This window comes from Arthrobacter sp. C2, assembly GCA_024207135.1.
Taxonomy (GTDB): Bacteria; Actinomycetota; Actinomycetes; order Actinomycetales; family Micrococcaceae; genus Paeniglutamicibacter.
Map to the genome: position 1 here is coordinate 2,704,466 of CP042428.1, position 25,184 is coordinate 2,729,649.

The window sequence follows — 25,184 nt, forward strand, 5'->3', positions numbered from 1 at the left end:
CTTCGACACCTACTCGCAAAGGTTTACATCATGAGTGATTCAACAACTGCCACGGCATTAACGGCCTTGCCCGGTTCAGCCATGGACCGCAAGGAAAAGCGCAAGATCATCCTGGGCGTGGGCGTGGGAAATGCCCTCGAATGGTACGACTGGACGGCATATTCCATCTTTGCCGCATACTTCGCCGGACAGTTCTTTCACGCCAAGGACCCCGTCACCGCCCTGCTGGGAACCCTCGCGATCTTTGGCGCCGGCTTCTTCATGAGACCGCTGGGCGGGTTGTTCTTCGGTTGGTTCGCCGACAAATATGGACGCCGCCAAGCCATGTCGGTGTCAATGCTGATCACGGCCGGGGGAAGCCTGCTCATCGGCATCTCCCCCAACTACCAAATGATCGGTGCGGCCGCGGCGGTCTTCTTGCTCCTTGGACGCATGTTGCAGGGACTCGGACACGGCGGAGAAGTGGTCTCGTCCTTCACCTACGTCACGGAAATGGCCCCGCGTAAATCGCGCGGCTTGTGGTCTTCCTCCGTCTTCGTCTTCGTCACCCTCGGCGTCATCGCCGCAACTTTGCTCGGAGCGATCCTTTCCTCGACGTTGGGCACCGATGCCGTGCGCGAGTGGGCCTGGCGCGTACCGTTCATCCTCGGTGGATTGCTGGGTGTTTATGCCCTGTACCTTCGCCGCAAGCTGGATGAAACGCCGATGTTCCGTGCCAAGGTCGAAGCCGCCGCGGCAGCCAAGGCGGCAGGCCTGGCCATTCCACGCACACGCGGCCTGGGTCGCGAGATTTGGCGCCACCGTCGCGCTTGCCTGCGCATCGTTGGCCTGGCCGCCGGCGGAACCGTCATGTTCTACGTCTGGTCAATCATGGCACCCGCCTTTGCCATGGGCCCGCTGAAAATGGATCCGACGCAGGTGCTGTGGATCAGCACAGGCGCCAACGTGTTCTTCATGGCCTGCCTGGTGTTCTGGGGCTGGCTCTCGGACCGGGTGGGACGCAAGTTCAATTGGTACTTCTTCGCAGTCGGCGCCATCGTGCTCATCATTCCGCTGACGCTGGTGCTCAACGGCGGTCCGGAAGTGTGGCGCCTGGCCTTCTACATGGGCATCGGCATGGTGCTGATTTCGGCACCAACGGCGATCATGCCAGCAACCTTCCCGGAGCAGTTCCCCACGCACGTGCGGGCTGTGGGCATGGGCCTGCCGTACTCCATTGCCGGGGCCTTGGCGGGTGGCACGGCTCCGTATCTGCAGACGTGGCTCTACTCGCAGGGCAATCCACGGATCTTCGACGTCTACCTGATGGTGCTTTGCGCCTTTGTGCTCGTCGCAGCAATTGCTTCCCCCGAAACACGGGGCAAAGATCTCAATGACGGGTCCTTGGTGGACGCGGCCTAACGGAAACCCAAGAAATACGTGTGGGGTGGACGAACTTCGGTTCGTCCACCCCACACATTTTTGCGCAGGTGCCAAGTCCTCACGTCAATCGGCGGGGAACCCCGCGCACTTATGAACCGCCGGCTTAGTTCTCCCAGAACGGGTAGTCGGTGTACCCGGCTGCACCCTCGGTGTAGAACGTGGAGGCATCGGGCTCGTTCAACGGCAAGCCTTCCTGCCAGCGGCGCACCAAATCCGGGTTGGCGATCGCCGGGCGGCCAACCACCACTGCATCTCCCCAGCCATTGGCGGCAACCGCGGCCGCGTCGTCGTAGGTGGTGACGGTCTGGAACCCGGTGTTCAGCAGGACGGGTCCGTTGAACCGTGAGCGCAGGTCCTGGACCAGTTCGCCGGCGGGATCCGCATGCAGGATGCTCAGCGCGGCCAGCCCCAGGGGTGCAATCCCGTCGATGAGCGCCGCATAGGTGGCGGCGGTGTCCACCGGATCGCTCTCCACCGCACCCTGGACGTTGTGCTCGGGGGAAATGCGCAGGCCTGTCCGGCCCGCACCGATGGCGTTGGCCACGGCGGTGACCACCTCGATGACGAAGCGCGCCCGGTTTTCCGGGGATCCACCGTAGGCGTCGATCCGGGTGTTGGAGCTCGGGGCCAGGAACTCGTGCAGCAGGTAGCCGTTGGCGCCGTGCAGTTCCACGCCGTCAAACCCCGCGGCGATCGCATTGCGGGATCCGGCCACGAACTCCTCAATGATGCCCGGCAGCTCATCCGTCTCCAGGGCGTGCGGGACGGGGTAGGCGTGCTTGCCGGTGTAGGTCCGCGTCAGCCCCTCCACGGCAATGGCGCTCGGGGCCACGACGTGGCCTTGACCGGTGGTCTCGGTGTGGGTGACCCGGCCGGCGTGCATCACCTGGGCGACGATGAGGCCGCCCTCGGCGTGCACGGCGTCGGTAACGCGCTTCCATCCGGCAATCTGCTCCTCGGTGGCCAGTCCCGGCTGGCGGACGAACCCCTGGCCGGTGGCGCTGGGGTAGACGCCCTCGGACACGATCAGCCCCATCGAGGCGCGCTGGCGGTAGTACTCGACGACGTCGTCGTTCGGCACGCCGTCCACGCGGGAACGGGAGCGGGTCAGCGGCGCCATGACGAGTCGGTTGGGAAGTTCGAGGTCACCTAGGGTCAGCGGGGAAAACAGGTCCATGGGGCAGTACTCCAAACGTTGGGGTGGGTTGCCTGGTGCAACCGGCCACGCTGCGGCGATATTCCTTCTGGGCCCGCCGGGTGAGGTGGATCACGGTTCGTCCCTCAACCATCCGGGTCATGCCCTGGCGGCAATGTCCCGCAATGTGAACTACCTCGGACACCGGCGAACCTCCGTGTAAAACGTGCCCGGCCCAAGGAATTCGCGTCATACACGAGCAATTCAAAAACTATCCTTGTGCGATCCACATCACAGTGCTAGATTCTTGTCGCTTTCCAAAGGATCGAGTCCTTACATGCAGGACAGTCACCGAAATTGGATCTAACCACAAGGACGTTCATGAGTACCGTCGCATCACCTCCGAGACCACCACAGCGGATCATGCATCCTCGCTGGCTCGGTGCCCTCCAACCGAACAGGCTCAGCGCTGCCCGCAGTTTTGTGGCAAAGATGGTGCGTGAGCACTGGGACATCGAGCTGCTGAGCACCGATGTCGATGCATCCGGTAACGGAACCATGACTTACCGGATCAGCACCCCCTCAGGGATCATGTCCTTCGTGGGATTCGTGTCCGAACCCCGCTCGGTCAACCGGACCTCCAGGATCATCGGCTCAAGCTGGGACATGCTCGGCAGCCTCATGGACGGCGCACCGGATCCCGCCAGGATCGAACAGAACCGGCGCGAACTGCCCAAGCTGTACGCAGGCCGGGCACCGGCAGGCACCCTCACCTGGTTCCGCGCCAACCAAAGCGTGCGCCTCTTCGAACACGTGCGCGAGCGTCTGGCCGCCGGAAGCCAGCCGGACCAGGAACTCGTGGCCGAGGTCGGCTACCTGATGCGCAACACCGGCCTGGACGGCAACGGCACCTTCGGCACCCGGGACTTCCGGGAGCTCGGCCCCGATCACCCGTTGGCCGCCCCGTACCACGCCCAAATGCTCTCCGCCTACCTGATGCGCGAGCTCTCCATTGACCTGGTGCAGCACCTGGCGCGGCTGGATAGCACGGACGCTGCCTCCCTCTCCCCCGTCATCCGCCGCGGCATCGCGATCGGAAATGGCTCGGCCCTGGGCTTGGTGCTCTTTGCCTTCAATCGTCCCCAGTTGATCGGCACCCTCATCGGCCAATATGAAAAGGCCCTGGCCCAGGCGCTGGACCTTCCACTCAACGCCGATGACCCGGCCTGGGAACGCCTGGACACCCTGGTCAACCGATCCATCCTCTACCGCCAGCAGGACGTGGGCCGCTACGTCACACTCCCCGGCGGACCGCAGATCTCCTCCGACCTCCGAGCGGCCAAGCGCCTCATCGATGCCGCAAGAACCAGCGGCTCCCCACGTCCCCTGCGCGTGCTTGAGGAATCGATGAACGGGATATTCCTCCCCGAAACCATCGAGACCGTCCACGCGATCCTGCTGGAACTGGCTCCGGAGGCAACCGATTCGTTCCTGCTCTCCGACGCGGTCGACGAGAGCCTGCTAGCCAATGGAGCGCAGAGCATTGACTCGTTGCGAGTCGACATCGAGGAGCACTTCGGGTGGGCGCTGGATCTCCAGCTCGCCGCAGACCACGAAGCCAACCGGGTTTGGTACAAGTCCAGGGATTCCGAAGAGCCGCGATGCGGCCCGGCGGGCGAAGTCCCCGCGGGCACCGTTGACCTGTCGTTCGATGTTCCACGCGAGATCCAGCGCCTGCTGGGCCGGATCGACCGGGACGCCGGCCTCGAGACCGTCGGAGCCCTGCTGGTCGCCGACCCGACGCTCGAGCAGATCGTCGCCCACGTGCAGAACCTCGCGGATCTCCCCTACGCCATTCCGCGCATGGACATCAAGGACGACTATCTGGTGCCCGTCCACCTCATCCACCTGCTCAACGGCTTTGCCTTCGGACTGGATAAGACGGTGGACCGCCTCGAGCGCATCCTGCGCGGAGTCATCTTCGACGGCGCCCCCTACCGCGATGAGCTCGCCCACCCGGACGCCACGGACTGGTACTGGGCGCCGAACCACGACACCTACGCCCTTCCCGTCATCGACGCAGTCCAATGGAGCGACAAATAATGACCATCGAAAAGACGGCAACAGGCGGGACCAACCTGCTGAGCACCGGGTTGAAAATGCTGCAGGTCATCGACGCGGTGGCCGACTACAAAAACGGCGTGGGGGTTTCCGAGCTGGCACGGGTGCTCGGTTGGTCGCGCAACGTCACCCACCAATACCTGACCACCGGGGTGGCTGCGGACTGGCTGGTCCAGGGCGAAAACCAAAAATACTCGGTGGGTTTCCACGCCGCCGTGGTGGCCAGAAACGCCTCCCCGCACGGCCGGATCCGCTCGTTGCTGCTGGCCGAAATGAACGACCTGGTGCAGATCGTGAACGCGGCGGTGTCCTACGCGGTCCTCGACAAGGAAAGCCCGATCGTCATCGACCGCGTCGAGCCCGACCGCGCCATCCAGATACGCAGCGGGCTCGAGTCGCGCTTCTCGCTGCGCACCTCGGCCTCCGGGCAGGTGTTCCTCGCCCACGCCCCTGGACTCATCGAATCCTCCGCGATCGACAGCAACGAGGAGGAACTGCAGCAAATCGTGCACCGCGTCAAGACCCGCGGCGCCTCCCGGGTGCACTCGCGTTGGCTCGGCGACGAAATCATCGCCGTGGCCAGCCCGGTGTTCCTGCGCGGACATTGCGTTGGTGCGCTCAGCGTCATCATGCCCGCCACGCGCCATGATGCGGACGCCGTCGAGGCGGCACTTGTCGACCGGGCGGAATCCATCAACCAGCAAATCCTGAACCAACAGAACGGAATGAGCCAGTGGTGAACCCCATGAACCCGGCCCAGGACCATCACGACATGGTCGACCTGGATGAAGTCGGCGACGAACCTCTGCTGCTCAAGCGGCGCGAGCTCACGCTCATCAGCGAGCGGGTGTTCCAGCACCGGGGAGTGCCCAACGGGGCCTGGGCAGCTGCCCGCAACAACTTCCTCGACGTCGCGGTCTTGCTCAAGGCGGACGCCGTGGCCGGGCTGCTGGAGGTCGTCAACTGCCCCCAGCCAGTGCACCCCGACGGGCTGGGCGTGGACACGTCCCACGACGGCCACCGGATCGATGCACGCCACCAGCATTCGCTGGTCGCCGGCGCCCTCGTTGGCAATGCCATGGAGTCCCTGCTATCCCGATCCCGGAGCGTGACGCTTTCGGTGGTCAATGTCTCCAGCCCCCGCTTTCTTGCCGGGGTCGTGCACCGCCTGGCGCGCCGCGGCGTGGAGGTTCAGATCGTCGAGGGCGAAAACTCGGCGACCTTCCTGGCCCAGGGAGAAATCCGGGACGTCCGGCCCTCCAGCCACGGCGACCTGGTGCAGGGAATCATGGTCTCCCCGACCCTCTGGTGGCCCATCTACAACGCCTCGACGCTGGCGCTGAGCCACATCACCGAGATCTCCCGGTTCCACACCGGCAACACCCCCTCACCCACCCCTCGCCGCCTGGCGATCAAGTAAGGAAACGGCATGTACTTGGATAGCTTGATCTGTTCGCGTCTGGACCGGGCCGGCCTGCAGGACCTGGTCGACGGCGGGGTTCGCTGCGCCACGGTGACCTGCGGGTTCTGGGAAGACGCCACCGAATCCATGGATTCGCTGGTCAACTGGCACCGGCTCATCGCCGAAAACCCCGACCTGGCCGGGCTCGGCACCTCGCCGGCCGAAATCGAGGCCATTTCCGCCCAGGGCCGCGTGGCCATCATCCTGGGATTCCAGAACAGCGCATTCCTCCAGGGGCGTCTCGGCTACGTCGAGATGTTCCACAGGATGGGAGTGCGCGTGGCCCAACTGACCTACAACATCCAGAACGACATCGGCGGCAGCTGCTACGACCCCGAGGACGCGGGCCTGACCCGGTTCGGCGAGGAGGTCGTGGGGGAAATGAACCGCGTGGGCATGGTCGTTGACCTCTCCCACGTCGGAAACCGCACCTCCCTCGAGGCGATCCAGGCCTCCACAAAGCCCGTGGCGGTGACGCACGCCAATTGCTCGGACCTGGTTGATCACCCCCGCAACAAGCCGGCGCACATCCTGAAGGAACTAGCGGCGCGCGGCGGCATGGTCGGGCTGACGACCTATCACAACATCACCCGGGGCTACAACGGATCCCCCGACGAGTGGGCCACCATGGTTGCCAGGACCGCCGAGTTGATCGGTGCCGAGAGCATCGGCATCGGCACCGACGACAACCAGGGCGGGGACGCGTCCTACCTGGCGTGGATGCGCAACGGGCGCTGGAGCTTCCGCACGCAACAGGGCGCAAGCGTCGGCCCGGGACTCGCCACGGGCACCAAGACCGAGTGGTACCGGGGGCCCGGTGATTTCCAGGTGTTTGGGCCCGCCCTGCGGCGCGTGGGATTCAGCGACGAGGAAACCGGCAACATCCTTTGGGGAAACTGGAACCGCTTCTACAAGGAGGTCATGTGATGACTGCAGCACTTTCGGAATTGCCGGCCACCAGGGCCACCAACATCTCCATCCAGTCCGTCACCAAGCGCTACCACCGCGCGGGCAAGACCATCCACGCGCTGGCGGAGACCTCGCTGGAGTTCGAGGCGGGGAAGTTCGTCTCGCTCATCGGCCCCAGCGGGTGCGGAAAGTCCACGCTGCTCAAGATCATGGCAGGACTGGAAACCCCCACCTCCGGGCGGGTCGTGATCGACGGCAAGACCCTGACGGGACCGCAGGACGGCGTCAGCGTCGCCTTCCAGAAACCCACGCTGCTGCCCTGGCGCAGCGTCATGGACAACCTGTTGCTGCCGATCCAGATCTCCGGCAAGCGGATCGACTCCGGGATCAAGGACCGCGCCCAGCAGCTGCTCAAGGTCATGGGCCTGGAGGACTTCTCCGGCCACTATCCCCGCGAGCTCTCCGGCGGCATGGAACAGCGTGCCGCCATCGCCAGGTCCCTGATCTCGCGGCCCAGCCTGCTACTGATGGACGAGCCCTTCGGCGCGCTGGACGAGTTCACCCGGGAGGACCTCAACGACGAGTTGCTCTCCCTCTGGGCGCGCGAACCCAAGACCCTGGTCTTCGTCACGCACAGCATCTCCGAGGCGGTGTTCCTCTCCGACCAGATCGTGGTCATGAAGGCGCGTCCCGGCGCCGTCCACGAGGTGATCGACGTGCCGCTGGCACGTCCCCGCCACCGGAATATCCGCAACAGCCAAGAATTCTACGACCTCATCCGCACCGTGCGGCTCAGCCTCGAAGAGGCCAAGGCCGGCCACGACGTGGAGCCGAATCGGAAGGCATCATGAGCATCCTCGAGAAGACACCGCAGATCGACAGGCCCGGAGCCATCACCACGACGGCCGCCGACGAGTTGCCGACCCGGCTGGCGCTCACCCTGAAATCGACATCGTTCCGCGCGGGCGTCATCGCCATTGTCTTGCTGGTCGGCGGGTTCATCCTCTGGAACGTCGCCACGGACAAGGAATGGGTGTCCCCGCTGGTGGTCGCGCCTCCCGACGAGGTCGGCAAGGCGCTGCAGGACATGTTCGCCACCGGGGCGGTATGGAAGAACCTGGGTGCCACCGCCTACGTCACGCTCATCGGGTTCTTCGTGGCGACGGCGGCCGCGCTTCTGGTCAGCTTCGTCTTCGTCTTCTCGGAGTCGCTGCAGAAGGCCATCTACCCGTTCCTGGTCATCATCCAGACCTTCCCCAAGGTCGCCATCGCCCCGTTGATCATTGCGTCCTTCGGCTACGGCCTGCTGCCCAAGGTCGTGCTGGCGGCACTCATGGCCTTCTTCCCGGTCCTGGTCAACGCGATGGTCGGCCTGACCAACATCAACGTTGACCAACTCAACTTGTTCAAGTCGATGCGGGCCAACACCTGGCAGGTGCTCTTCAAGCTCCGGATCCCCAATGCCATCAGCTACATCCTCCCTGCCCTGAATACGGCGCTGGTGCTGTCCCTGATCGGCACCATCGTCGCGGAGTTCGTCTCCGCCCGGCAGGGCCTGGGCTTCGCCATCCAGTCGGCGACCCAGACCGGCAGCGTCGCCACGACCTATGCGCTGCTGATCGTGCTCGGTGTCTTCGGCGCCATGATCTGGGTCGTCATGGCCATCCTCAACCGCGTTTTCAAGAACTACAAGCAGTAGGAAAGGACCACTCATGAAAATCAAGAATCTCGCAGCGTCCTCGGCAGCGCTCGCCCTGGCCATTGGGCTCACCGGTTGCGCGGGCTCGTCCTCGGAAGCCGACGGACTGAGCCGTGTCACCTTTGCCGTGGCGGACCAGTCGCTGAGCGCCACCTCTGCCAGCTATGCCACGGTTCCCGGCTCGATGGGCTACTTCAAGGAGGCAGGCCTCGAGGTGGAGATGCAGCCGGTCGAATCCGCCCTGGCGGCAATCCAGTCGGTTGCCTCCGGCAACTCCTTCTGCACCTACGCCTCGACCTACAATGCGCTCTCCGCCATCAAGGACGACCCGAACCTCGTCATCGTCGGAACCACCACCGGCAACATCTTCCGCGTCATCGCCCCCGAGTCGCTGGGCATCAAGACCTCCGGCGACCTCGCGGGCAAGAGCATCGGAGTTTCCTCACTGACCTCGATTGCCACCGACATCGCCAGCATCGGCATGCGTTACGACGGCGTGGAGCCCAGCAAGGACCAGTTCCTGTCCGTGGGCTACGGCGCCCAGACGGCGCAGGCCTTCAAGAACAACGACATCCAGGCGTACTCGGGATTCGACGGCCCCAACATGGTCATCGAATCGCTGCTCGGCGAACCGGTGGTGGACGTGGCGTCCGAGGCCGACTCGATGACCGGGACCTCCTCGCTGGTGTGCCGGGCGAAGGACGTGGCCGAAAAGCCGGACATGGTCGCAGGGCTGTGGACCGCCTTCTTCAAGGCCTTGGTCTTCTCCCAGGAAAACCCGGAAGCCGCGGTGAAGATGCACTGGGAAAAGTTCCCCGCCAGCAAGCCAACCCAGGGCGATGAGGCGGCAAACCTGAAAATGGCCACCGGCCAGTTGGCATTGCGCATGAAGACCACCGCGCAGGTCGGATCCGCAGGCCGCTACGGCGAGCAGACCGAAAAGGACATGCAGCGCCTGATCGACGACGGGCTTGAGGGCGGAATCCTCACCGGCTCGGCATCCGATTTCGCGCTGGAGAAGATGTTCAACTACGACCTCGTCGAGAAGTACAACGACTTCGATGCGAAGGCTGTCATCAAGCAGGCCCGCGAATGGCAGGCCAAGTGAGTTCCGGTGCGCCGGTTCCGCCCATGTTCGCGCGCGTAGGCGAGATCGTGTGGACCGGGGGCCACCTGCCCCGGCTCCCCGACGGCACCGTCCCGGCCGCCTTCGCGGACCAAGTGAGGCTGGTGCTGGAGAAGATCTCCGCAACCCTTGAGACGGCTGGAACGGGCTTGGACAAGCTAGTCAAGGTCAACGCCTACCTGTCCGACATCGACAACCTCCCGGAGTTCAACGACATCTACTACGGGTTCTTGGACGGTCACCCGATTCCCCCGCGGACATCGGTGGAAGTGACCCGCTTCAGGGATGCGTCGATGCTGGAAATCGAAGTAGTCGCGCATTCCAACTAGCGAATGTCGGGGTTGGGACTTGGATCTAACAGACAGTTCCCAACCCCGATTTTCCGTGTCTCGTCGGACGAGATCCGTCGGCATCGAACAAAGACCGCGAGATAGTCCTTCACATCTTTTGTTTGAAGTGCCACATGCCAAAGGGATTCGGCTTACAAGCGGACGTCACTGGTAGTGGGGGATTTTCCAGGCAATACCGGTTGGCGAGCGAGGACCGCGACCTCGCGGGAAACGACGGCCGTTGACCTCGGCACCGGGGATGATCCGGCACCCCCATCCGTTGGATAGACATGCGATCATTAATTTCGACCGCATGATTCCGATGATAGAAGGTGGGAAACGCCGTGGCAGGTTTCAGTAAATTCAGCAAGATCCTTAGGGAAGCAGCGAAAAACCCCAAGGTCAGGCAGGCCGGTGGCCAGGTGGTCGACAAGGCCGCGGTTCTGGCTGGAAAAGCCACCAAGGGCAAGCACCTGGACAAGATCGAACGCGCGCGGGAGGAAGCGCGCAAGCGCTTGGACAAGCGCCCCTAAACCTCCGCGAGGGCCATGGTCATGGACAGGCACCGGGGATTCCAGGTTCGCACCTGCATCTGTCCGCGGGGAGCGGATGATGCCTGAATCAATCGCGGTGGGGTGAGAGCACGGAGTCTCGTGTTTTCGCTCCTTCGCGCTTCTTTTTCAATTCCCGGGTTGCTACCTTGTCGACTGCTTGCGGGTGAACGCGGAAATGCCGGTGATGTCGCGACCGACAATTAGGGCCTGCATTGAATCGGTGCCCTCATAGGTGGAAACGACTTCCATGTCCATCAAGTGACGGGCCACGTGGTTTTCCAGCAGGAGGCCGTTGCCGGCCATCATGTCACGCGCTTCACGGCAGATGGCAAGGGCCTTGCGCGAGGTCGTCATCTTGATCATCGACGCCATGGGGGCGGTTAGTTCGTCGCGTTCCTGCAACTCCGCCATGCGGGTGCACATCAACTGCATGCCCGTCAGGTCAGAAAGCATCGTCGCCAGCTTCTCCTGGACCAGCTGGTAGCTGGCGATCGGAGCCCCGAACTGTTCACGTTGCAGGGCGTACTTGGCAGCCATTTCGAAGGCAGCCATGCCGTGACCCACCGCTTCCCACGAGGCACCGCCACGGGTCGCTTTCAGCACGCGGTTGACCCCGGCAAATGACTCGCAGTTTTCCAGGCGGTTTTCCGCCGGGATGCGCAGGTTTTCGATAACGATGTCTGCCTGCAGGATTGACCGCTTGGCGATCTTGCCAACGATCGGTGTCGGTCGGTACCCGCTGGGGTACTCCCCCGAGGCCTGACGTTCCACGACGAATGCCTTGACCTGCCCATCGGCCTCATCGCGGGCGAAGAGCACGATCACGTCCGCCTCGTGCCCGTTGCCGATCCACCGCTTGTGCCCGTTGAGCAACCAGGTGTCGCCGTCACGGCGTGCCGAGGTCTCCAACGAGACCGAATCGGATCCATGGTCGGGCTCCGTCAGTGCAAAGGCCCCGGTCTTCTCAAGTCGCGACATCGCAGGCAACCAACGCTGCCGCTGTTCCTCGTTGCCCAGCATGTAGATGGAACCCATGCACAGGTTGGAGTGCACGCCAAGGAACGTGTTGACCGAACCATCAATGCGCCCCATTTCGCGGGCAACGAGTCCGGCAGCCTGCCGGGAGAAACCCGGGCAGTCGTAGCCATTGATGAAGGTGCCAACGATTCCAAGATCACGAAGACCCGGGATTACCTCTCGCGGAAATTCTGCGCGTTCCCAGTAATCATTGATGATCGGCTCAATGCTTGCCTGTCCAAAGGCGCGCACCCGGTCACGGAGCTCTCGATCTGCGTGGGTGAGATCCGCATCAAGCAAGAAGTAGTCTGGGTGGTCGATAACCGAGGTCATGGTCCATCTTTCTTTTCGTATTCTGCAGAGACATGAAGTCCTGGCAGCGCCAATGGGTAGGCGGCAGGGCATCAACCGTCATCCCGCCGTGGCAGGCGATTGCACGCCATGACGCCACGCTGATGGCCCGTGGCGTAGGCGCATCCGCCTATCGCGCTTGGCTCACCCTGGGCTTACACCATGGTTTCCATCCACTGCGGACTTTCACGTCACCTGGTAACCCGCACCACACTAACAACCGTGTTGGGCAAACCGGATTGGACCAGCAGGCCTACACGCTGCCTCAGAGCATGAAAGCCAGTCCAACCCTTGACATTCCGTCAACGACCTCACTGCATGACCACCGAAGCCGCATGAAGTCCGTATTTTCGCCAGCTGGGCACCAATGCCGGGCTCCATGTCTGGCATTCGCGCTTCTGCCCAGGACCGGAATCATGGCTTCCGTCCCTCGCCAATCGGTTCCTCGGGCCGTTCTTCAACTAATCACCCCGATAGATGCTGGCCCGGAGTGGATGGCCAACCACTACGGGGATCACACCATTCCATGCCCCTCAGGTGGCCAGCCCCGAGCCCGGGAATCCGGCGCCTCGCAGGGCCGTAAAGTCGGCGGCCCGCCGAGCCAGCACGGCGGAGATACCTTCGACCGCCTCCGGGTCGACCATACTGGCGACCATGGCACCGGCTTCGTCATCCAGCTGCGCTTCGAGGGTTTGGGTGTGCGCGGTGCGGCACAATCCGAGGATTCGTTCCGTGGCGTGTTCCGGGCCTCGGGCCAACTGCGTTGCCAGTTCGATGGCCTTGGTTTCGGCATGGCCGGCCTCCACCAGTGCTGAAACAGCACCCAGCCCGTGCATGCGCTCAGCTCCGACCCGTTCGCCGGTGAGGCACATCTGGGTCAGCGCCTGACGCGGCACCGATTCGGCAAGCAGAGCCGTCAGTCCGCCGTCGGGGGTCAGCCCGGCCTTGATGTAGGCGGCGGAAAAGAATGCATTGCGGGCCGCAACGAGCAGGTCGCCTGCAAGCGCCAGCGACAAGCCCGCCCCGGCGGCGCCTCCTTCCACCGCCGTGATGACGGGCTTGGGGCATGACCTGATGTCAAGGATCATCCGGTGCAGCAAATCGATGCGCGCACGTCGTGCTTCTGCGTCAAGGTTCCGGGTGCCGGCGAGCTGGTGAAGGTTGCCGCCGGAGCAGAAGAATCCATCGGCACCAGTGATCACGACCGCTCCCACAGCGGGATCGCCCGCAGCGGCTGCCAGCGTCCGGCTGAGAGTCTGGAAGAACTCGGGGCCGATCGAGTTGCGCGTGGAAGGGCTGTTGATGGTCAGCACCAGGACGTGGCCTTCGGTGCGCTCCAAGAGGACGTCGGTGCTCATGCTGTGGATCCTGTCCATGGTCGATGAAATTTTCCGGTGAAGGAACTCGTTGCCGGGCATCGCACGGTTGTACGGCGTCCATCCGAGGACCCCAATACCCCGCGCCCTTCTCCACCGCCGCGGCCTTGGAGCTGACTTGCCGCAGAGGTGTGTAATACCGCTGAGCCTACCGGCACTGGAATTCCTGGCAACCCCCCATGGCCCACGACAGATACCCGGCATCTATCACGGCCAAGCCTTTTCCGGGCCATGTCAGGCCGGTCATGACGAGCCGGTCGGCTGGCACGTTCCCGTGGCTTCCGTGGCTCTCTTCCACTTCCGGCCCCGGTGGCCTTCGTGCGGCTGACCGAGCGCTCCCCCGATGTCGATCTGTGGTCTGCATGGCGCTGCGCCGACAACGACCCTGCGATTGGAACCCTGCCGACCGATCCGAAGGGCTTCAAGAACGGCAGGGGCAAAGTAGCCGGCGATGGTCCGCTTTTCGCCTATCGCGGCTATAAGGGGCGGATGCTATCCGCGGTGGAAGTGGCTGGGCTAACGTCCAGAAGGTGAGCGTTCTCTATTTGGTCCGGCATGGACAAGCATCCTTTGGCACCGACGACTATGATCGATTGTCGCGGCGCGGCATCGCCCAGAGCCAGGCCCTCGGCGAGCATTTGAAGCGTCATGGAACCATCCCCGACCGCGTCCTCACCGGTGACATGAAACGCCAGCGGCAGACGGCGCTGTGCGCCCTCGAGGTTGCAGGCTGGGACGCTGCCCCCGCCGTTGACCCCGGCTGGGACGAATTCAACGCCACCGCGGTGATCGATGCCTTCCCCGAAAAGGACCCGAAGTCCAAGACCGATACCGGCGCCTTCCAGCGGATGTTGGAGAAATCCTCGGCACGCTGGGCCTCCGGCGAGCACGACGATGACTACCGGGAGACGTTCAAGGCCTTTGCCGACCGGATCGATGCGGCCATGGACAATGCCATGGCCGGGCTCGGCCCAGGCAAGAGCGCGCTGGTCGTCTCGAGCTCGGGGGCCATCGCCTGGGCGGTTACCCGACTGGTCAATGGCGGCTTTCCGCAATGGCTCGCGCTGAACCGCGTCACCGTCAACTCCGGCGTCACCAAGATCGTCTCCGGGGCCCAGGGCAAGACGATGGTCACCTACAACGACCATGGCCATCTCCCCCAGTCCTGGATCACCTACCGCTGAGCCGGCCGGCGTTCCCCTCCAACCACTGCATTCAAGACAAGGAAACAGGTTTCATCATGACTGAACACAAGCGCACTGCGATTATCACCGGGGCGGGACGCGGCATTGGCGCGGAAGTTGCCCGTCGACTGGCCTCCGACGGATTCAACATCGCCGCGGTGGACCTGGACGAAAAAGGCCTTGATGCGCTCACCAGCGACCTTCATGCAGAGGGCCACGCCGCCATCGGCATTGTCGCTGACATCTCCGACGAGGATGCCGTCACCGCGGCAGTGGCTCGCACCGCCGACGAACTTGGCCCGCCGGTGGTGGTGGTCAACAATGCCGGCATCATCCGGGACAACATGCTGTTCAAGATGCCCGTCTCCGATTGGGACCTGGTCATGAACGTCCACCTGCGCGGATCCTTCCTCGTCGCCCGGGCCGCACAGAAACACATGGTCGAGGCCAAGTGGGGGCGCATCATCAATCTTTCGAGCACCTCCGCCCTGGGCAACCGCGGCCAGGCTAACTACTCGGCGGCCAAGGCCGGGCTGCAGGGATTCACCAAGACCCTCGCCCTGGAATTGGGCCCCTTCGGCGTCACCGCCAATGCGATAGCCCCCGGCTTCATCGAAACCGAGATGACAGCATCCACGGCCGAGCGGATGGGCGTCAGCTTCGAGGACTTCAAAAAGGCCCGCGCGGAAGAGATTCCGGTGCGCCGCGCCGGCACGCCGACCGACATCGCCAACGCCGTCTCGTTCTTCGCCCATGAGGCGGCCGGCTTCGTATCCGGCCAGGTGCTGTACGTGGCGGGCGGACCGAAGGCATGAGAGTCTTCAGCTCCATCGACGAGCTCGCGCAAAATGTTGGCCAGGAACTGGGCGTCAGTCAATGGCGGACCATCACGCAGGATGACATCGACGTGTTTGCCAAGGTCACCAATGACGAGCAATGGATCCATGTTGATGCCCAACGTGCCGCAGACGGCCCATTCGGCACCACCGTGGCGCATGGCTACCTGACGCTTTCGCTGATTCCGGGACTCGTGCGAACCGTGTACCAGCTGGACGGATTGGCGATGGCCGTCAACTACGGATCGAACAAGGTCCGCTACCCGGCCCCCGTGCCCACGGGGGCAACGGTACGTGCCCGGGTCAAATTGCTGTCGGTGGAACGCACCGAGCCCTGGAGCCAGTCGATCATCCAAGTCACCATCGAGCAGCAGGCGAACGGGATGCAGTCCAAACCCGGTTGCGTGGCCGAGATCGTCTCACGGCTCTACGAGTCCCCCGGCACATCGTCCGGAACCTGAGGGAATCCACCCTTCACCTCGGGGGCGATGCAATGGGGAGGTGCCCCGGAACAATGGGGTTGCGGGGCACCTCCCGGAATGTGGCCCAGGGCGGCAGTGCCGCTCACTGGCCAATGATCCGCCTTCGGCAAGGACACACCTGACGCAGCGCGTCGGTGTGCCTTGCCTTGCTTTTAGACCACGAGTTAGACCCAAACACAATCCAAGGAGTCGGCATGACCAGAGCAGCCATCGTTGCAACCGCCCGCACGCCCATTGGCAAGGCCCACCGTGGCGCATTCAACAACACCTCTGCCCCCGAGCTGGCCGGCCACGCAATTGCGGCGGCGCTTGCCAAGACGGGGATCGACCCGGCGTCGGTCGAAGATGTCATCATGGGTGCCGCGGCGCAGCAGGGGACGCAGGGCTTCAACGTCGCCCGCCAGGGAGCCCTGCGCGCTGGCCTGCCGGTGACGGTGCCCGGGCAAACCATCGACCGGCAGTGTTCCTCCGGGTTGATGGCCGTCGCGACAGCTGCCAAGCAAATCCTCGTCGATTCCATGAATGTTGCCGTCGGCGGCGGGGTCGAATCCATTTCGCTGGTCCAAAACGAACACCTCAACAGGTACCGCAACCGCGATCCCTGGCTTGAGGCCAACCGCCCGGGCACCTACATGCCCATGCTGCAGACCGCCGAACTCGTGGCCGAGCGATACTCCATCAGCCGCGAACGGCAGGACCAAATGGGCGCGCTCTCCCAGCAACGGGCAGCCAACGCCCAGGCCGGCGGCAGGTTCACCGACGAGATCGCCCCGATCCTGGTGACCACGCTGAAGACCGACAAGGAATCCGGCGAAGTCACCGAATTCGAGCAGCTCGTCAGCCAGGATGAGGGCATTCGGGCCAGCACCACGCTCGAAACCCTGGCCGGGTTGCGCACGGTGCTGAAGCCCGGGGACTTCACCGCGAATCCGACGGTGACCGCGGGCAACGCCTCACAGCTTTCCGATGGCGCCTCGGCGAATGTGCTGATGAACAGCGACTACGCAGCGTCCCTGGGGTTGGCGCCGCTGGGCTTCTACTGCGGCATTGCCGTGACCGGATGCGAACCCGACGAGATGGGGATCGGGCCGGTCACCGCCATCCCGAAGTTGCTGAAGAACCACGGGCTCACCGTTGACGACATCGGGATCTGGGAACTGAACGAGGCCTTCGCCGCCCAGGCCGTCTACTGCCGCGACATTCTGGGCATCGACCCGGAAAAGATGAACGTCAACGGCGGTGCAATCGCCCTGGGCCATCCCTACGGCATGACCGGCTCGCGTGCCGTGGGCAGCGCCCTGCTCGAGGCCCGGCGCCGCGATACGCAATTCGTTGTCGTCTCGATGTGCGTGGGCGGCGGCATGGGAGCCGCCGGCCTCTTCGAGGTCGCACGCTAGAAACAAGAAGCACGGGGCAGGGCGGTTGGCCGGCATGATGCCGGAATAACCGCCCTGCCCCGTGCCGTGATCATGTCGTGGCAGGTGAAAAGTCGAAGTCCGAAAACAGGGCGCCGGCACTAAGGGTTCTTCCTCGATGCCGGCGTTGATACGCCTAGGGGTTTTCCTAGGCGAGTGTCAGGCGCAGCGGCACGGCTCCCCAGCCGCGCAGCGCGTTGTTGTGGTGGTACCGAACCGGTGCGGCCAGCTCAATGCGTTCGACAAGTGGCAGCAGCTTCTCCAGGAGGCAGGCGGCCTGCAGTCGGGCGGCATGCTGGCCCACGCATTGGTGCACGCCCATGCCGAAGGCCAGGTGGCCGGAGGGGTCACGCGACAAGTCGAACTTGTCCGGGTCTTCCCAGCGGCGCGGGTCGCGGTTCGCGGCGGCGAAGTTCAGCATGACACGGGTCCCGGCGGCAATGACGGTTCCACCAATTTCCACGTCGTTCGCTGCCTTGCGGAAGAGATGCTGCACCGGGGAGATCCAGCGCAGCGACTCGTCGAAGGCCACGCGGGCCAGGCCCGGATTGGCCTTCAGCGCGGCCCACTGGTCGGGGTTGGTGGCCAGCGCGTACAGCAGGCCGGTGATGCCGTACACGGTCGTGTCCACGCCGGCAGACAGCAGCGAACGGGTCAGCAGCGGCGCAAAGTCATGGGTGATGTCCCCGCGGTCGGCGGCTGCCCAGACGTCGGCTCCGAAGCCCTCGGGCTTCAGGGAGTCGCGTTGGCACTTTGCGGTGGCCCACTCGGCCAGTGCCGGGGCCTGGCATTCGCCTTGTTTGTACAGCTCGTTGTGCGGGCCGGCGGCATTGAAGATGTGGTCGGCATAGGGCACGAGGTTCTCGCGGCCCTCGTCGGAAATGCCCGCGGCATCCGGGAAGAAGTTCACCGGCAAGACGGAGCCGATGTCGCCGAAGCCGTCTATCTCGACCTGCGTACCGGGGTCTTTTCCGGCCAGCAGGGGGTTCAGCACCCGATCGGCGTGCGACAGGCAGGTGTCCCTCAGCGCACGCAGGGCGCGCGAGGACATGATCTCCTGCAACACCTCGCGCGGGGCGTCATGCTCCGGCGGATCCATCTGCAGCAGGCCCCGAGCACGCCAAGGCTCGTTCAGGCCCACGCCCGAGCCCGAGTTCAGCTCCTGCCAGTTCTCCAGCGAACCGGCCAGCTCCTCGTGACGCCCGATCGCATGGACGTTGTATTTCGACAGGAATACCACCGGGCCGGCCTCGCGCAGGCGCTGCTGGAACGGCAACGGGTCTTCAAGGATCTCCGGCGAGAACGGGTCATCGTCGAGGACCGGGATGGCACCCTGGTGGGCCGGGCATTTCGTCGTGATCGACATGGGAGTACCTCTTCTATAGATCCAGCACGAGGCGATCGGAGACCGCTCGCGAGACACAGACAAACATTCGGTCGTTCTTGGCACGCTCGGCATCGTTGAGCAGCGAGTCGCGGTGTTCCGGGGTGCCCTTGAGCACCCCGACCTCGCAGGTGCCGCACACGCCCTCCATACACGAGGCCAACACCGGGACCCCGGCGCAGGACAGGGCGGAGAGAACGGTTTCGTTGGTTCCGACGGTGACGGTCTTCTTCGACACGGCCAGTTCCAGCTCGAACGGCTCGGTGCGCACCGGTTCGTCCAGGCTTGCGGCAACGAAGCGTTCAAAGCGCACCGCCCACGTGGGCCATGCCGCCGCGGCTCCGGCTACCGCGTTCAACAGCGGTTCCGGTCCGCAGCAGTAGACGCGTCCGTCTTCGGGCATCTCGTTGAGGAAGCCCAGGTTCAGGTGGCCGAGTTCGTCCTGCGGCCAGATGGTGACGCGGTCGCCGTACTGCGCCAATTCGTCGAGGAAGGCCATCGAGGCGCGCGTCCTGCCGCCGTAGTGCAAGTGCCAATCGATGCCCAACTGTTCGGCGGCCGCGATCATCGTCATGATCGGGGTGATCCCGATGCCGCCGGCAATGAACTCGAAGCGCTTCGCCTGAGACAGGGGAAAGTTGTTGCGCGGGGTTCCCACGGTGATCATGTCCCCCACCGCGAGCTCCTCGTGGATGTAGCGCGATCCGCCCCTGGAATTCGGTTCATTCAAGACCGCCACCTCGTAGGCATGCGCGTCCCACCGGTCGCCACACAACGAATAGTGCCGCGACACGGTTCCCTCGTCCGAGGTCGGGAGCACCAGTTCGATGTGCGCGCCGGGCGTCCAGTCCGGCACTCGGGCCTGGTTCGGTTCCTCCAGCCGCAAGCGGACGACACCGTCTGCCAGCAGATCCTTCCGGGCTACCCGGAGGGACTGGATTCCAGGGCGGCCAACGGTGGGCCTGTACGCCGACGAAACGTCGACCGGGAGCGAAGTGGCATGAGTAGACATACCTCGATCATCCCTGCCAAACAAGCCTGTAATCAATCTCACATGTCGTATCGACGTGATAGCCGGGTGGTAGAGGGGCAACGCTTGACGGCAAATGCCGGAAGTTGGTCCGGGCACGGCAAAGTCCCCCGCCACCGTGGCGAGGGACATTGCCGTGCACCCCGTCCGCCCTCCACGGCCGACCGGCGCCGGCAATTGATTCCCGGTCAACCGCAGTGGGCGAATGCGTGCATCACGCATTCATGCCCGTGCCACCTACGCCCGCGCAAATTCGGGTACCAAGGTTTCGTAGGTTATATCCCCCTTATTGATGCTTCCGAAACGCTCGGCGAGTGTGGCCATGTGTTCCACGGTTTCCTTCTTCGCCTTGAACATCGGTTGGATGTTCGGAGCCATCGTGGTGGCGTAGTGCTCGATGTACGCCTCGGCTATATCCAGCGCCTTGCCACCGAGCCCGGTGGTGTTGAGCAGCTCGGCCGCCGCCTTCTTGTTGTCAATGATCCAGTTCTTGGCATCGTCTTGGCATGCCAGCCAGTTCGTGACCAGCTCCGGCTGATTCTGGGCCGTTTCCTCGCGGACGGCGATCGCAAGCACGGCCTGGTTGCGCAGCAGCTCCGGAACACTCGGTTCGGCGAAATCGATGATGATGGAACCGCCGGCTTCCTTGGCCACGTACCGAGTCGAGGTCCACTGGACGGTGACATAGGCATCGACGCGCCCCTGCTTGAGGTTCGGGATGGCGTTGGCGGTGGTGCCGACCGCCAGGGCGGTGACGTCGCCGTACTTCATGCCGGCCAGTTCGAGCGCCAGCTTCAGTTGCAGGTCACTGCCCGAACCAACGCTCGTCACGCCCACCTTCTTGCCCTTCAGCGACCGCATCTTCTCCTCAAAACCCGCATCGGAACCTGGCGACTGGAAGTCCTTGCCTCCGACGATTCCGTAGGAGGTCTCTGCCGTTCGGAAGCCAATGAGAACGGGGCGCTTGCCCTTGGAGCTGTTCGCGTGGGTCGCCATCAGCAGCATCGTGTCGGCGCCCAGCCCGTCAAGAGCTCCGGCAACCATCAGCTGGAAGGACTGGACACCGCTTTGCGGAGTCAGGTGCTTGGGAACGTCCAAGCCGTGCCTGGAATAGTCCTTGTTGGCCAGATTGACCGTATCGAGGAAGAACGAGTCCCCCGGGAACGCCCCGATCCCGAATGTCGTGAGGCCGTCCGCGGCTCCTGCCCCGCCTCCGCAGGCCGTCAGCAGGGACGCCGAGCCAAGTGCCGCCGCTCCGAGTCCGGCATACTTCAACAGCGAACGCCGCGACACGCCACCTTCCAACTGCCTCAGGCTTCCGATGGACAATCCGCTGTTCCGTGACTCAAACATTCCTGCTCCTCAGTGGTTGATTCGTGCTTCGTGCCAGTGGTTGCGTTGGGTACGGCATTCGATTTCCTTGGGTCCGGCATGGTCCATGGGCATTCGCCGGGCGCCCGTTGACCGGCGAACCGCGCACCTGCTGGGGACATAGGCCGTTGGCGGGAACTTCGTGATGCACAGTCCTGGTTGACCCCCGTGGTCGAGTGTTGGTGGCCAATGCACGGATTTGCCTTGCGCTCCGGGGCCATCCGCCAGGGCGGTTTCGATTGGCGACCCGGTACGCCTGAATGGACGTCGAATCTGGACGTCGATCCCGCGCTCCCGCACCCCCGGTGTGAGCCAAGTCTCGTTTGCGGAGCTGGCCGCAGGAAGTGCACGGCCCATGGCAGGGTGATATGCATCCGCTATCGGAACGTCGCCTGTCCCCGGATATGACAACGTCCCCCGCCACGAGGTGTGGCGGGGGACGTCGATTCAGACTGGGTCAGCAGCGCTGCGCCGAACCAACTTAGGCGTTGGCGCGGGCCTCACGGCGGGCGCGCTGGCGCTTGAGCTCGTTGCGGGCCAGTGCGTTCTTGTGCACCTCGTCCGGACCGTCGGCGAAGCGCAGGCTGCGCACATAGGCGAAGGCAGGAGCCAGGAAGGTGTCCTGCGAGAGCCCGGCGGCCCCGTGGACCTGGATGGCCTTGTCAAGGATCCATTCCACGGTCGAGGGGGTGGCGATCTTGATCGCCTGGATCTCGGTGTGGGCGCCCTTGTTGCCCACGGTGTCCATGAGCCAGGCCGTCTTGAGCACCATCAGGCGCAGCTGCTCCACGCGAACCCGGGATTCGGCGATCCAGTCGCGGACCACTCCCTGGTCCGACAGCGGCTTGCCGAAGGGCACGCGCTCGTCGGCACGCTCGCACATCGAGTTGATGGCACGCTCGGCCATGCCTATCGCACGCATGCAGTGGTGGATGCGGCCCGGACCCAACCGGGCCTGGGCGATGGCGAAGCCCTCGCCTTCCCCGCCAATGATGTTCGTTGCCGGGACGCGCACATCGTTGAACTCGATCTCGCCGTGGCCGCCGTTGTAGTGGTCCTGGTACCCGAAGACCGTCATGGCCCGCTTGATGACCAGGCCGGGGGTGTCTCGCGGAACCAGGATCTGGCTCTGCTGGCGGTGGCGGTGGGCGCTTGGGTCGGTCTTGCCCATCACGATGAAGATCTCGCAGTTCGGGTTCACCGCACCGGTGATGAACCACTTGCGGCCGTTGATCACGTAGTCGTCCCCGTCGCGCACGATCGAGGTCTCCACGTTGGTCGCATCCGAGGAGGCCACGGCCGGCTCGGTCATGGCGAAGGCCGACCGGATTTCGCCCGCAAGCAGCGGCTTGAGCCACTTTTCCTTCTGTTCCTCGGTGCCGAACTCGGCCAGCAACTCCATGTTCCCGGTGTCCGGGGCCGCGCAGTTCAGCGCGGCGGGAGCCAGCGTCCGGCTGCGGCCGGTGATCTCGGCCAGCGGCGCGTACTGCAGGTTGGTCAACCCGGCTCCTTCCTCGCCCGGCAGGAACAGGTTCCACAGCCCGCGGCTGCGGGCCTCGGCGCGAAGCCGCTGCAGGGTCGGGGACTGCGAGAACGCAAAGGGGTCCTCCATGGCCTCCAATTCCTGCTCGTACTCGGCTTCCGCCGGGTACACGTGGCCGTACATGAAATCGACGAGCTCCTTTTTCAGCAGCTCCGTCCGCTCATCCGTCGAGAAATCCATTTACTTGTACTCCTTCAGTGATTCAAGCCCGAGTTCCAGCAGCATCGGTACGGTGTTGCCGGCGTTTTCGAAACCTTCGCCAACCGTTTGGCGGTTGATGTATCTGTAGCGGACCCCCTCGGCGATGCCGGCCAGCTTGAAGGCGGCCAGGCCGAGATGGAACCCGAATCCGTCCAGGGAACGTCCGCTCTCCTTCGCGTAGAGCGCCATGATCTCCTCTTGGGAGGGGTATCCCGGTGCCAGGGTTGCGTCGTGGGTGGCGGGGTCGGTCGATTCCCAGCCGGCCACGACCTCCGCCCGGCGCTGGTAGGTGAGCATCAGCGCAAGGTCGAGCAGCGGGTCCCCGAGCGTGGCCATTTCCCAGTCGATGACGGCGGCCGGCACATCGTCGGCCCCCATCAGCACGTTGTCCAGGCGGAAGTCGCCGTGCACGATGCCGGAGGCCGACGTGGCGGGCAGCGCCGCAACGAGCTTCCGGTACAGCTCCCCGGACCCGGGAAGTTCCCGGGTGAAGGAGGCATCCAACTGCTTCTTCCAGCGGTTGACCTGCCGACCCAGGAATCCCTCGGGGCGGCCGAAGTCGCCCAGGCCAACCTCGGCGGGATCCACGGAATGCAGCTTGGCCAGGGTGGAAACCAGCTGGTCCGCGATGGCGCGGGTGCGCTTTTCGCCCAGCGGCTTCAACTCGTCCGCGTACCGGTAGGGCACGCCTTCGACTAGTTCCATGACGTAGAAGTCGGCGCCCAGCACGTCCTTGTCACCGCAGTAGGCGATCATTTTCGCCACCGGGACGTCGGTGCCTTCCAGCGCCGAGGCCATGGCGTATTCCCGGTTCATGTCATGCGCGGTGGCCATGATCTCGCCCAGGGGCGGGCGGCGCACGATCCACTGCCGGGTTCCGTCGCCCATGGCGTAGGTCAGGTTGGAACGGCCGCCCTGGATCAGGGTTGCCCTCAGGTCCCCGGCCACCAGGCCTGGCTTCTCCGTCTCCAGCCAGGCCTTCAGCCGGCCAAGATCGAGTCCGGTGGGTGAGCCGGCCGGCGCCGCTGCGCCGGGTTCGTGTGCGGTTTTCATTATGTCTGCCGTTTCACTCATGCCCGTGCGAACTCCGGAACGAGCGTCTCAAAGGTGATGTCGCCCTTCTTGACGCTGCCGAAGCGCAGTGCAAGCTCGGCCATGTTATCGACCGTTGCCTCGTCGGCCTTGAACATCGGCTTGATCTTTGGCTGGACCGCAGTGATGTAGTGCTCCACATAGGCCGCCGCGATTTCCGGGGCCTTGCCGCCCAGCCCATTGTCGTTGAGCAACTTCGCCGCCGCCTCCTTGTTCGCGTGGATCCAGTTGCTGGCATCTTCCTGGGCGGCCAGCCAGTTCTGGACGACTTCGGGCTGCTTTTGTGCCAGTTCCTCGCGGACGCCGATCGCCACCACCGCCTGGTTGCGCAGCAATTCCGGGACATTGGCCGCGGAGAAGTCGAGCAGAATGTTTCCGCCGGCTTCCTTCGCGATCAGGCGCGTGGAGGTCCATTGGACCGAGACGTAGGCGTCGATGCGCTTGGCCTTGATGTTGGGGATCGCCTGGACGGTGGGCCCGACGGCAAGGACGGTGACGTCGCCGGCCTTCATGCCCGCCAGTTCCAGGGCCAGCCGCAGTTGCAGGTCGCCGCCGGCGCCAACGGCCGTGACGCCGATCTTCTTGCCCTTCAGGGAGCGCATCTTCTCCTCGAAGCCGGCATCGGCCGCGGGCCACGAGACATCCGGGCTGCCAACGATTCCGTAGGTGGTCTCCAGGGTCCGGAAGCCCACCAGCACCGGGCGCTTGCCCTTGGAGCTGTTCGCGTGGGTGGCCATCAGCAGCCCGGTGTCGGCGGCGTAGCCGTCAACTGCACCGGCGACCAGGAGCTGGAACGCCTGGACGCCGCTCTGCGGGGTTAGGAGCTTGGGCACCTCCAGCGAGTGCTTGGCGTAGTCCTTGTTGGCCAGGTTCACGGTGTCCAGGAAGTACGCGTCGCCGGGGAAGGACGCCACCCCGAACTTCTGGGCGGCACCGGAGGCGCCCGCCGCGCCCCCGGCCTGCCCACCGCAGGCCGCCAGCAGCGAGGCCGAGCCAAGGGCGGCCGTGCCAAGGCCGAGATACTTCAACAGCGAACGTCGAGATACGCCGCTGTCCAACATCCGCCGGGCCCCGAGGGGCGAGCGGCCGTTCTGTGACTCAAACATCTTCACTCCATTGTGGTTGATTCGTACCTGCCGGCCCCG

At 64.3% G+C, this 25,184-nt stretch carries 23 protein-coding genes; 14 read left to right on the top strand and 9 right to left on the bottom strand.

The features are described 5' to 3' along the window. Window positions 1–30: 30 nt before the first annotated feature. Entirely contained in the window at window positions 31–1,401 is a 1,371-nt protein-coding gene (locus FPY90_RS12610) for an MFS transporter (protein WP_498681372.1), read from the top strand. Window positions 1,402–1,525: 124 nt separating this feature from the next. Here the strand turns inward: FPY90_RS12610 and FPY90_RS12615 are convergent, their stop codons facing one another. Beyond that, complete coding sequence (locus tag FPY90_RS12615) at window positions 1,526–2,599, bottom strand: alkene reductase (RefSeq protein ID WP_498681374.1); 1,074 nt, start codon at window positions 2,597–2,599, stop codon at window positions 1,526–1,528. Between the two features lie 339 nt (window positions 2,600–2,938). Here FPY90_RS12615 and FPY90_RS12620 point away from each other — a divergent pair, with 339 nt between their 5' ends. From FPY90_RS12620 to FPY90_RS12660, 9 genes are all read left to right on the top strand, one after another. After that, complete coding sequence (locus tag FPY90_RS12620) at window positions 2,939–4,660, top strand: hypothetical protein (RefSeq protein ID WP_498681375.1); 1,722 nt, start codon at window positions 2,939–2,941, stop codon at window positions 4,658–4,660. Next, entirely contained in the window at window positions 4,660–5,418 is a 759-nt protein-coding gene (locus FPY90_RS12625; protein ID WP_498681377.1) for an IclR family transcriptional regulator, read from the top strand. Before FPY90_RS12620 ends, FPY90_RS12625 begins: the two co-directional genes overlap by 1 nt. Further along, window positions 5,415–6,098, top strand: a complete 684-nt coding sequence (locus FPY90_RS12630) for a hypothetical protein (RefSeq protein WP_498681379.1) — start codon at window positions 5,415–5,417, stop codon at window positions 6,096–6,098. Before FPY90_RS12625 ends, FPY90_RS12630 begins: the two co-directional genes overlap by 4 nt. 9 nt (window positions 6,099–6,107) lie before the next feature. Beyond that, window positions 6,108–7,067 (top strand): dipeptidase, encoded by a 960-nt coding sequence (locus tag FPY90_RS12635; protein WP_498681380.1) that lies wholly within the window; start codon window positions 6,108–6,110, stop codon window positions 7,065–7,067. Then, entirely contained in the window at window positions 7,067–7,900 is an 834-nt protein-coding gene (locus FPY90_RS12640; protein ID WP_498681381.1) for an ABC transporter ATP-binding protein, read from the top strand. The genes FPY90_RS12635 and FPY90_RS12640 overlap by 1 nt, the downstream gene beginning before the upstream one ends. Further along, a complete protein-coding gene (locus FPY90_RS12645; RefSeq protein WP_498681383.1) occupies window positions 7,897–8,748 on the top strand; it encodes an ABC transporter permease in 852 nt (283 codons plus the stop codon). The genes FPY90_RS12640 and FPY90_RS12645 overlap by 4 nt, the downstream gene beginning before the upstream one ends. Before the next feature lie 13 nt (window positions 8,749–8,761). Continuing rightward, complete coding sequence (locus FPY90_RS12650; RefSeq protein WP_498681386.1) at window positions 8,762–9,856, top strand: ABC transporter substrate-binding protein; 1,095 nt, start codon at window positions 8,762–8,764, stop codon at window positions 9,854–9,856. A gap of 23 nt (window positions 9,857–9,879) precedes the next feature. Further along, the gene (locus FPY90_RS12655; protein ID WP_498681387.1) at window positions 9,880–10,203 is read left to right on the top strand and encodes a RidA family protein; all 324 of its coding nucleotides are present in this window, start codon (window positions 9,880–9,882) and stop codon (window positions 10,201–10,203) included. A 332-nt stretch (window positions 10,204–10,535) separates the two neighbouring features. Then, window positions 10,536–10,736, top strand: a complete 201-nt coding sequence (locus FPY90_RS12660; RefSeq protein ID WP_498681389.1) for an Rv0909 family putative TA system antitoxin — start codon at window positions 10,536–10,538, stop codon at window positions 10,734–10,736. Between the two features lie 162 nt (window positions 10,737–10,898). Here FPY90_RS12660 and FPY90_RS12665 read toward each other — a convergent pair whose 3' ends face one another. Next, window positions 10,899–12,107 (bottom strand): acyl-CoA dehydrogenase family protein, encoded by a 1,209-nt coding sequence (locus tag FPY90_RS12665; RefSeq protein ID WP_498681390.1) that lies wholly within the window; start codon window positions 12,105–12,107, stop codon window positions 10,899–10,901. Window positions 12,108–12,658: 551 nt separating this feature from the next. Further along, on the bottom strand, window positions 12,659–13,483 hold the full coding sequence (locus FPY90_RS12670; RefSeq protein WP_498681392.1) for an oxepin-CoA hydrolase, alternative type: 825 nt from the start codon (window positions 13,481–13,483) through the stop codon (window positions 12,659–12,661). Between the two features lie 611 nt (window positions 13,484–14,094). Between FPY90_RS12670 and FPY90_RS12675 the strand changes: the two genes are divergently transcribed. From FPY90_RS12675 to FPY90_RS12690, 4 genes are all read left to right on the top strand, one after another. After that, entirely contained in the window at window positions 14,095–14,685 is a 591-nt protein-coding gene (locus FPY90_RS12675; RefSeq protein WP_498681393.1) for a histidine phosphatase family protein, read from the top strand. Between the two features lie 56 nt (window positions 14,686–14,741). Next, a complete protein-coding gene (locus FPY90_RS12680; protein WP_498681395.1) occupies window positions 14,742–15,500 on the top strand; it encodes an SDR family oxidoreductase in 759 nt (252 codons plus the stop codon). Further along, on the top strand, window positions 15,497–15,982 hold the full coding sequence (locus FPY90_RS12685) for a MaoC family dehydratase (protein WP_498681396.1): 486 nt from the start codon (window positions 15,497–15,499) through the stop codon (window positions 15,980–15,982). The genes FPY90_RS12680 and FPY90_RS12685 overlap by 4 nt, the downstream gene beginning before the upstream one ends. 215 nt (window positions 15,983–16,197) lie before the next feature. Further along, window positions 16,198–17,400 (top strand): acetyl-CoA C-acyltransferase, encoded by a 1,203-nt coding sequence (locus FPY90_RS12690; RefSeq protein WP_498681397.1) that lies wholly within the window; start codon window positions 16,198–16,200, stop codon window positions 17,398–17,400. A gap of 166 nt (window positions 17,401–17,566) precedes the next feature. Here FPY90_RS12690 and FPY90_RS12695 read toward each other — a convergent pair whose 3' ends face one another. From FPY90_RS12695 to FPY90_RS12720, 6 genes are all read right to left on the bottom strand, one after another. Further along, a complete protein-coding gene (locus FPY90_RS12695; RefSeq protein WP_498681399.1) occupies window positions 17,567–18,784 on the bottom strand; it encodes a cytochrome P450 in 1,218 nt (405 codons plus the stop codon). 13 nt (window positions 18,785–18,797) lie between these two features. After that, window positions 18,798–19,658, bottom strand: a complete 861-nt coding sequence (locus tag FPY90_RS12700; protein ID WP_498681400.1) for a PDR/VanB family oxidoreductase — start codon at window positions 19,656–19,658, stop codon at window positions 18,798–18,800. 411 nt (window positions 19,659–20,069) lie between these two features. After that, a complete protein-coding gene (locus FPY90_RS12705; protein ID WP_498681402.1) occupies window positions 20,070–21,125 on the bottom strand; it encodes an ABC transporter substrate-binding protein in 1,056 nt (351 codons plus the stop codon). Window positions 21,126–21,684: 559 nt separating this feature from the next. Next, window positions 21,685–22,926 (bottom strand): acyl-CoA dehydrogenase family protein, encoded by a 1,242-nt coding sequence (locus FPY90_RS12710; protein ID WP_498681403.1) that lies wholly within the window; start codon window positions 22,924–22,926, stop codon window positions 21,685–21,687. After that, window positions 22,927–24,000: a phosphotransferase family protein gene (locus FPY90_RS12715; protein ID WP_498681404.1), complete on the bottom strand. Its 1,074-nt coding sequence runs from the start codon at window positions 23,998–24,000 to the stop codon at window positions 22,927–22,929. Between the two features lie 17 nt (window positions 24,001–24,017). Next, window positions 24,018–25,145 carry an ABC transporter substrate-binding protein gene (locus FPY90_RS12720; RefSeq protein WP_498681405.1) on the bottom strand — a complete coding sequence of 376 codons (1,128 nt, stop codon included), beginning with the start codon at window positions 25,143–25,145 and terminating at the stop codon, window positions 24,018–24,020. Window positions 25,146–25,184 lie beyond the last annotated feature (39 nt).

Excerpts from the sequence above, each read along its gene's own strand:
- FPY90_RS12610 (WP_498681372.1), top strand. The coding sequence starts at position 31 with ATGAGTGATTCAACAACTGCCACGGCATTAACGGCCTTGCCCGGTTCA.
- FPY90_RS12615 (WP_498681374.1), bottom strand. The coding sequence starts at position 2,599 with ATGGACCTGTTTTCCCCGCTGACCCTAGGTGACCTCGAACTTCCCAAC.
- FPY90_RS12620 (WP_498681375.1), top strand. The coding sequence starts at position 2,939 with ATGAGTACCGTCGCATCACCTCCGAGACCACCACAGCGGATCATGCAT.
- FPY90_RS12625 (WP_498681377.1), top strand. The coding sequence starts at position 4,660 with ATGACCATCGAAAAGACGGCAACAGGCGGGACCAACCTGCTGAGCACC.
- FPY90_RS12635 (WP_498681380.1), top strand. The coding sequence starts at position 6,108 with ATGTACTTGGATAGCTTGATCTGTTCGCGTCTGGACCGGGCCGGCCTG.
- FPY90_RS12640 (WP_498681381.1), top strand. The coding sequence starts at position 7,067 with ATGACTGCAGCACTTTCGGAATTGCCGGCCACCAGGGCCACCAACATC.
- FPY90_RS12645 (WP_498681383.1), top strand. The coding sequence starts at position 7,897 with ATGAGCATCCTCGAGAAGACACCGCAGATCGACAGGCCCGGAGCCATC.
- FPY90_RS12650 (WP_498681386.1), top strand. The coding sequence starts at position 8,762 with ATGAAAATCAAGAATCTCGCAGCGTCCTCGGCAGCGCTCGCCCTGGCC.
- FPY90_RS12655 (WP_498681387.1), top strand. The coding sequence starts at position 9,880 with ATGTTCGCGCGCGTAGGCGAGATCGTGTGGACCGGGGGCCACCTGCCC.
- FPY90_RS12665 (WP_498681390.1), bottom strand. The coding sequence starts at position 12,107 with ATGACCTCGGTTATCGACCACCCAGACTACTTCTTGCTTGATGCGGAT.
- FPY90_RS12670 (WP_498681392.1), bottom strand. The coding sequence starts at position 13,483 with ATGAGCACCGACGTCCTCTTGGAGCGCACCGAAGGCCACGTCCTGGTG.
- FPY90_RS12680 (WP_498681395.1), top strand. The coding sequence starts at position 14,742 with ATGACTGAACACAAGCGCACTGCGATTATCACCGGGGCGGGACGCGGC.
- FPY90_RS12685 (WP_498681396.1), top strand. The coding sequence starts at position 15,497 with ATGAGAGTCTTCAGCTCCATCGACGAGCTCGCGCAAAATGTTGGCCAG.
- FPY90_RS12690 (WP_498681397.1), top strand. The coding sequence starts at position 16,198 with ATGACCAGAGCAGCCATCGTTGCAACCGCCCGCACGCCCATTGGCAAG.
- FPY90_RS12695 (WP_498681399.1), bottom strand. The coding sequence starts at position 18,784 with ATGTCGATCACGACGAAATGCCCGGCCCACCAGGGTGCCATCCCGGTC.
- FPY90_RS12710 (WP_498681403.1), bottom strand. The coding sequence starts at position 22,926 with ATGGATTTCTCGACGGATGAGCGGACGGAGCTGCTGAAAAAGGAGCTC.
- FPY90_RS12715 (WP_498681404.1), bottom strand. The coding sequence starts at position 24,000 with ATGAAAACCGCACACGAACCCGGCGCAGCGGCGCCGGCCGGCTCACCC.
- FPY90_RS12720 (WP_498681405.1), bottom strand. The coding sequence starts at position 25,145 with ATGTTTGAGTCACAGAACGGCCGCTCGCCCCTCGGGGCCCGGCGGATG.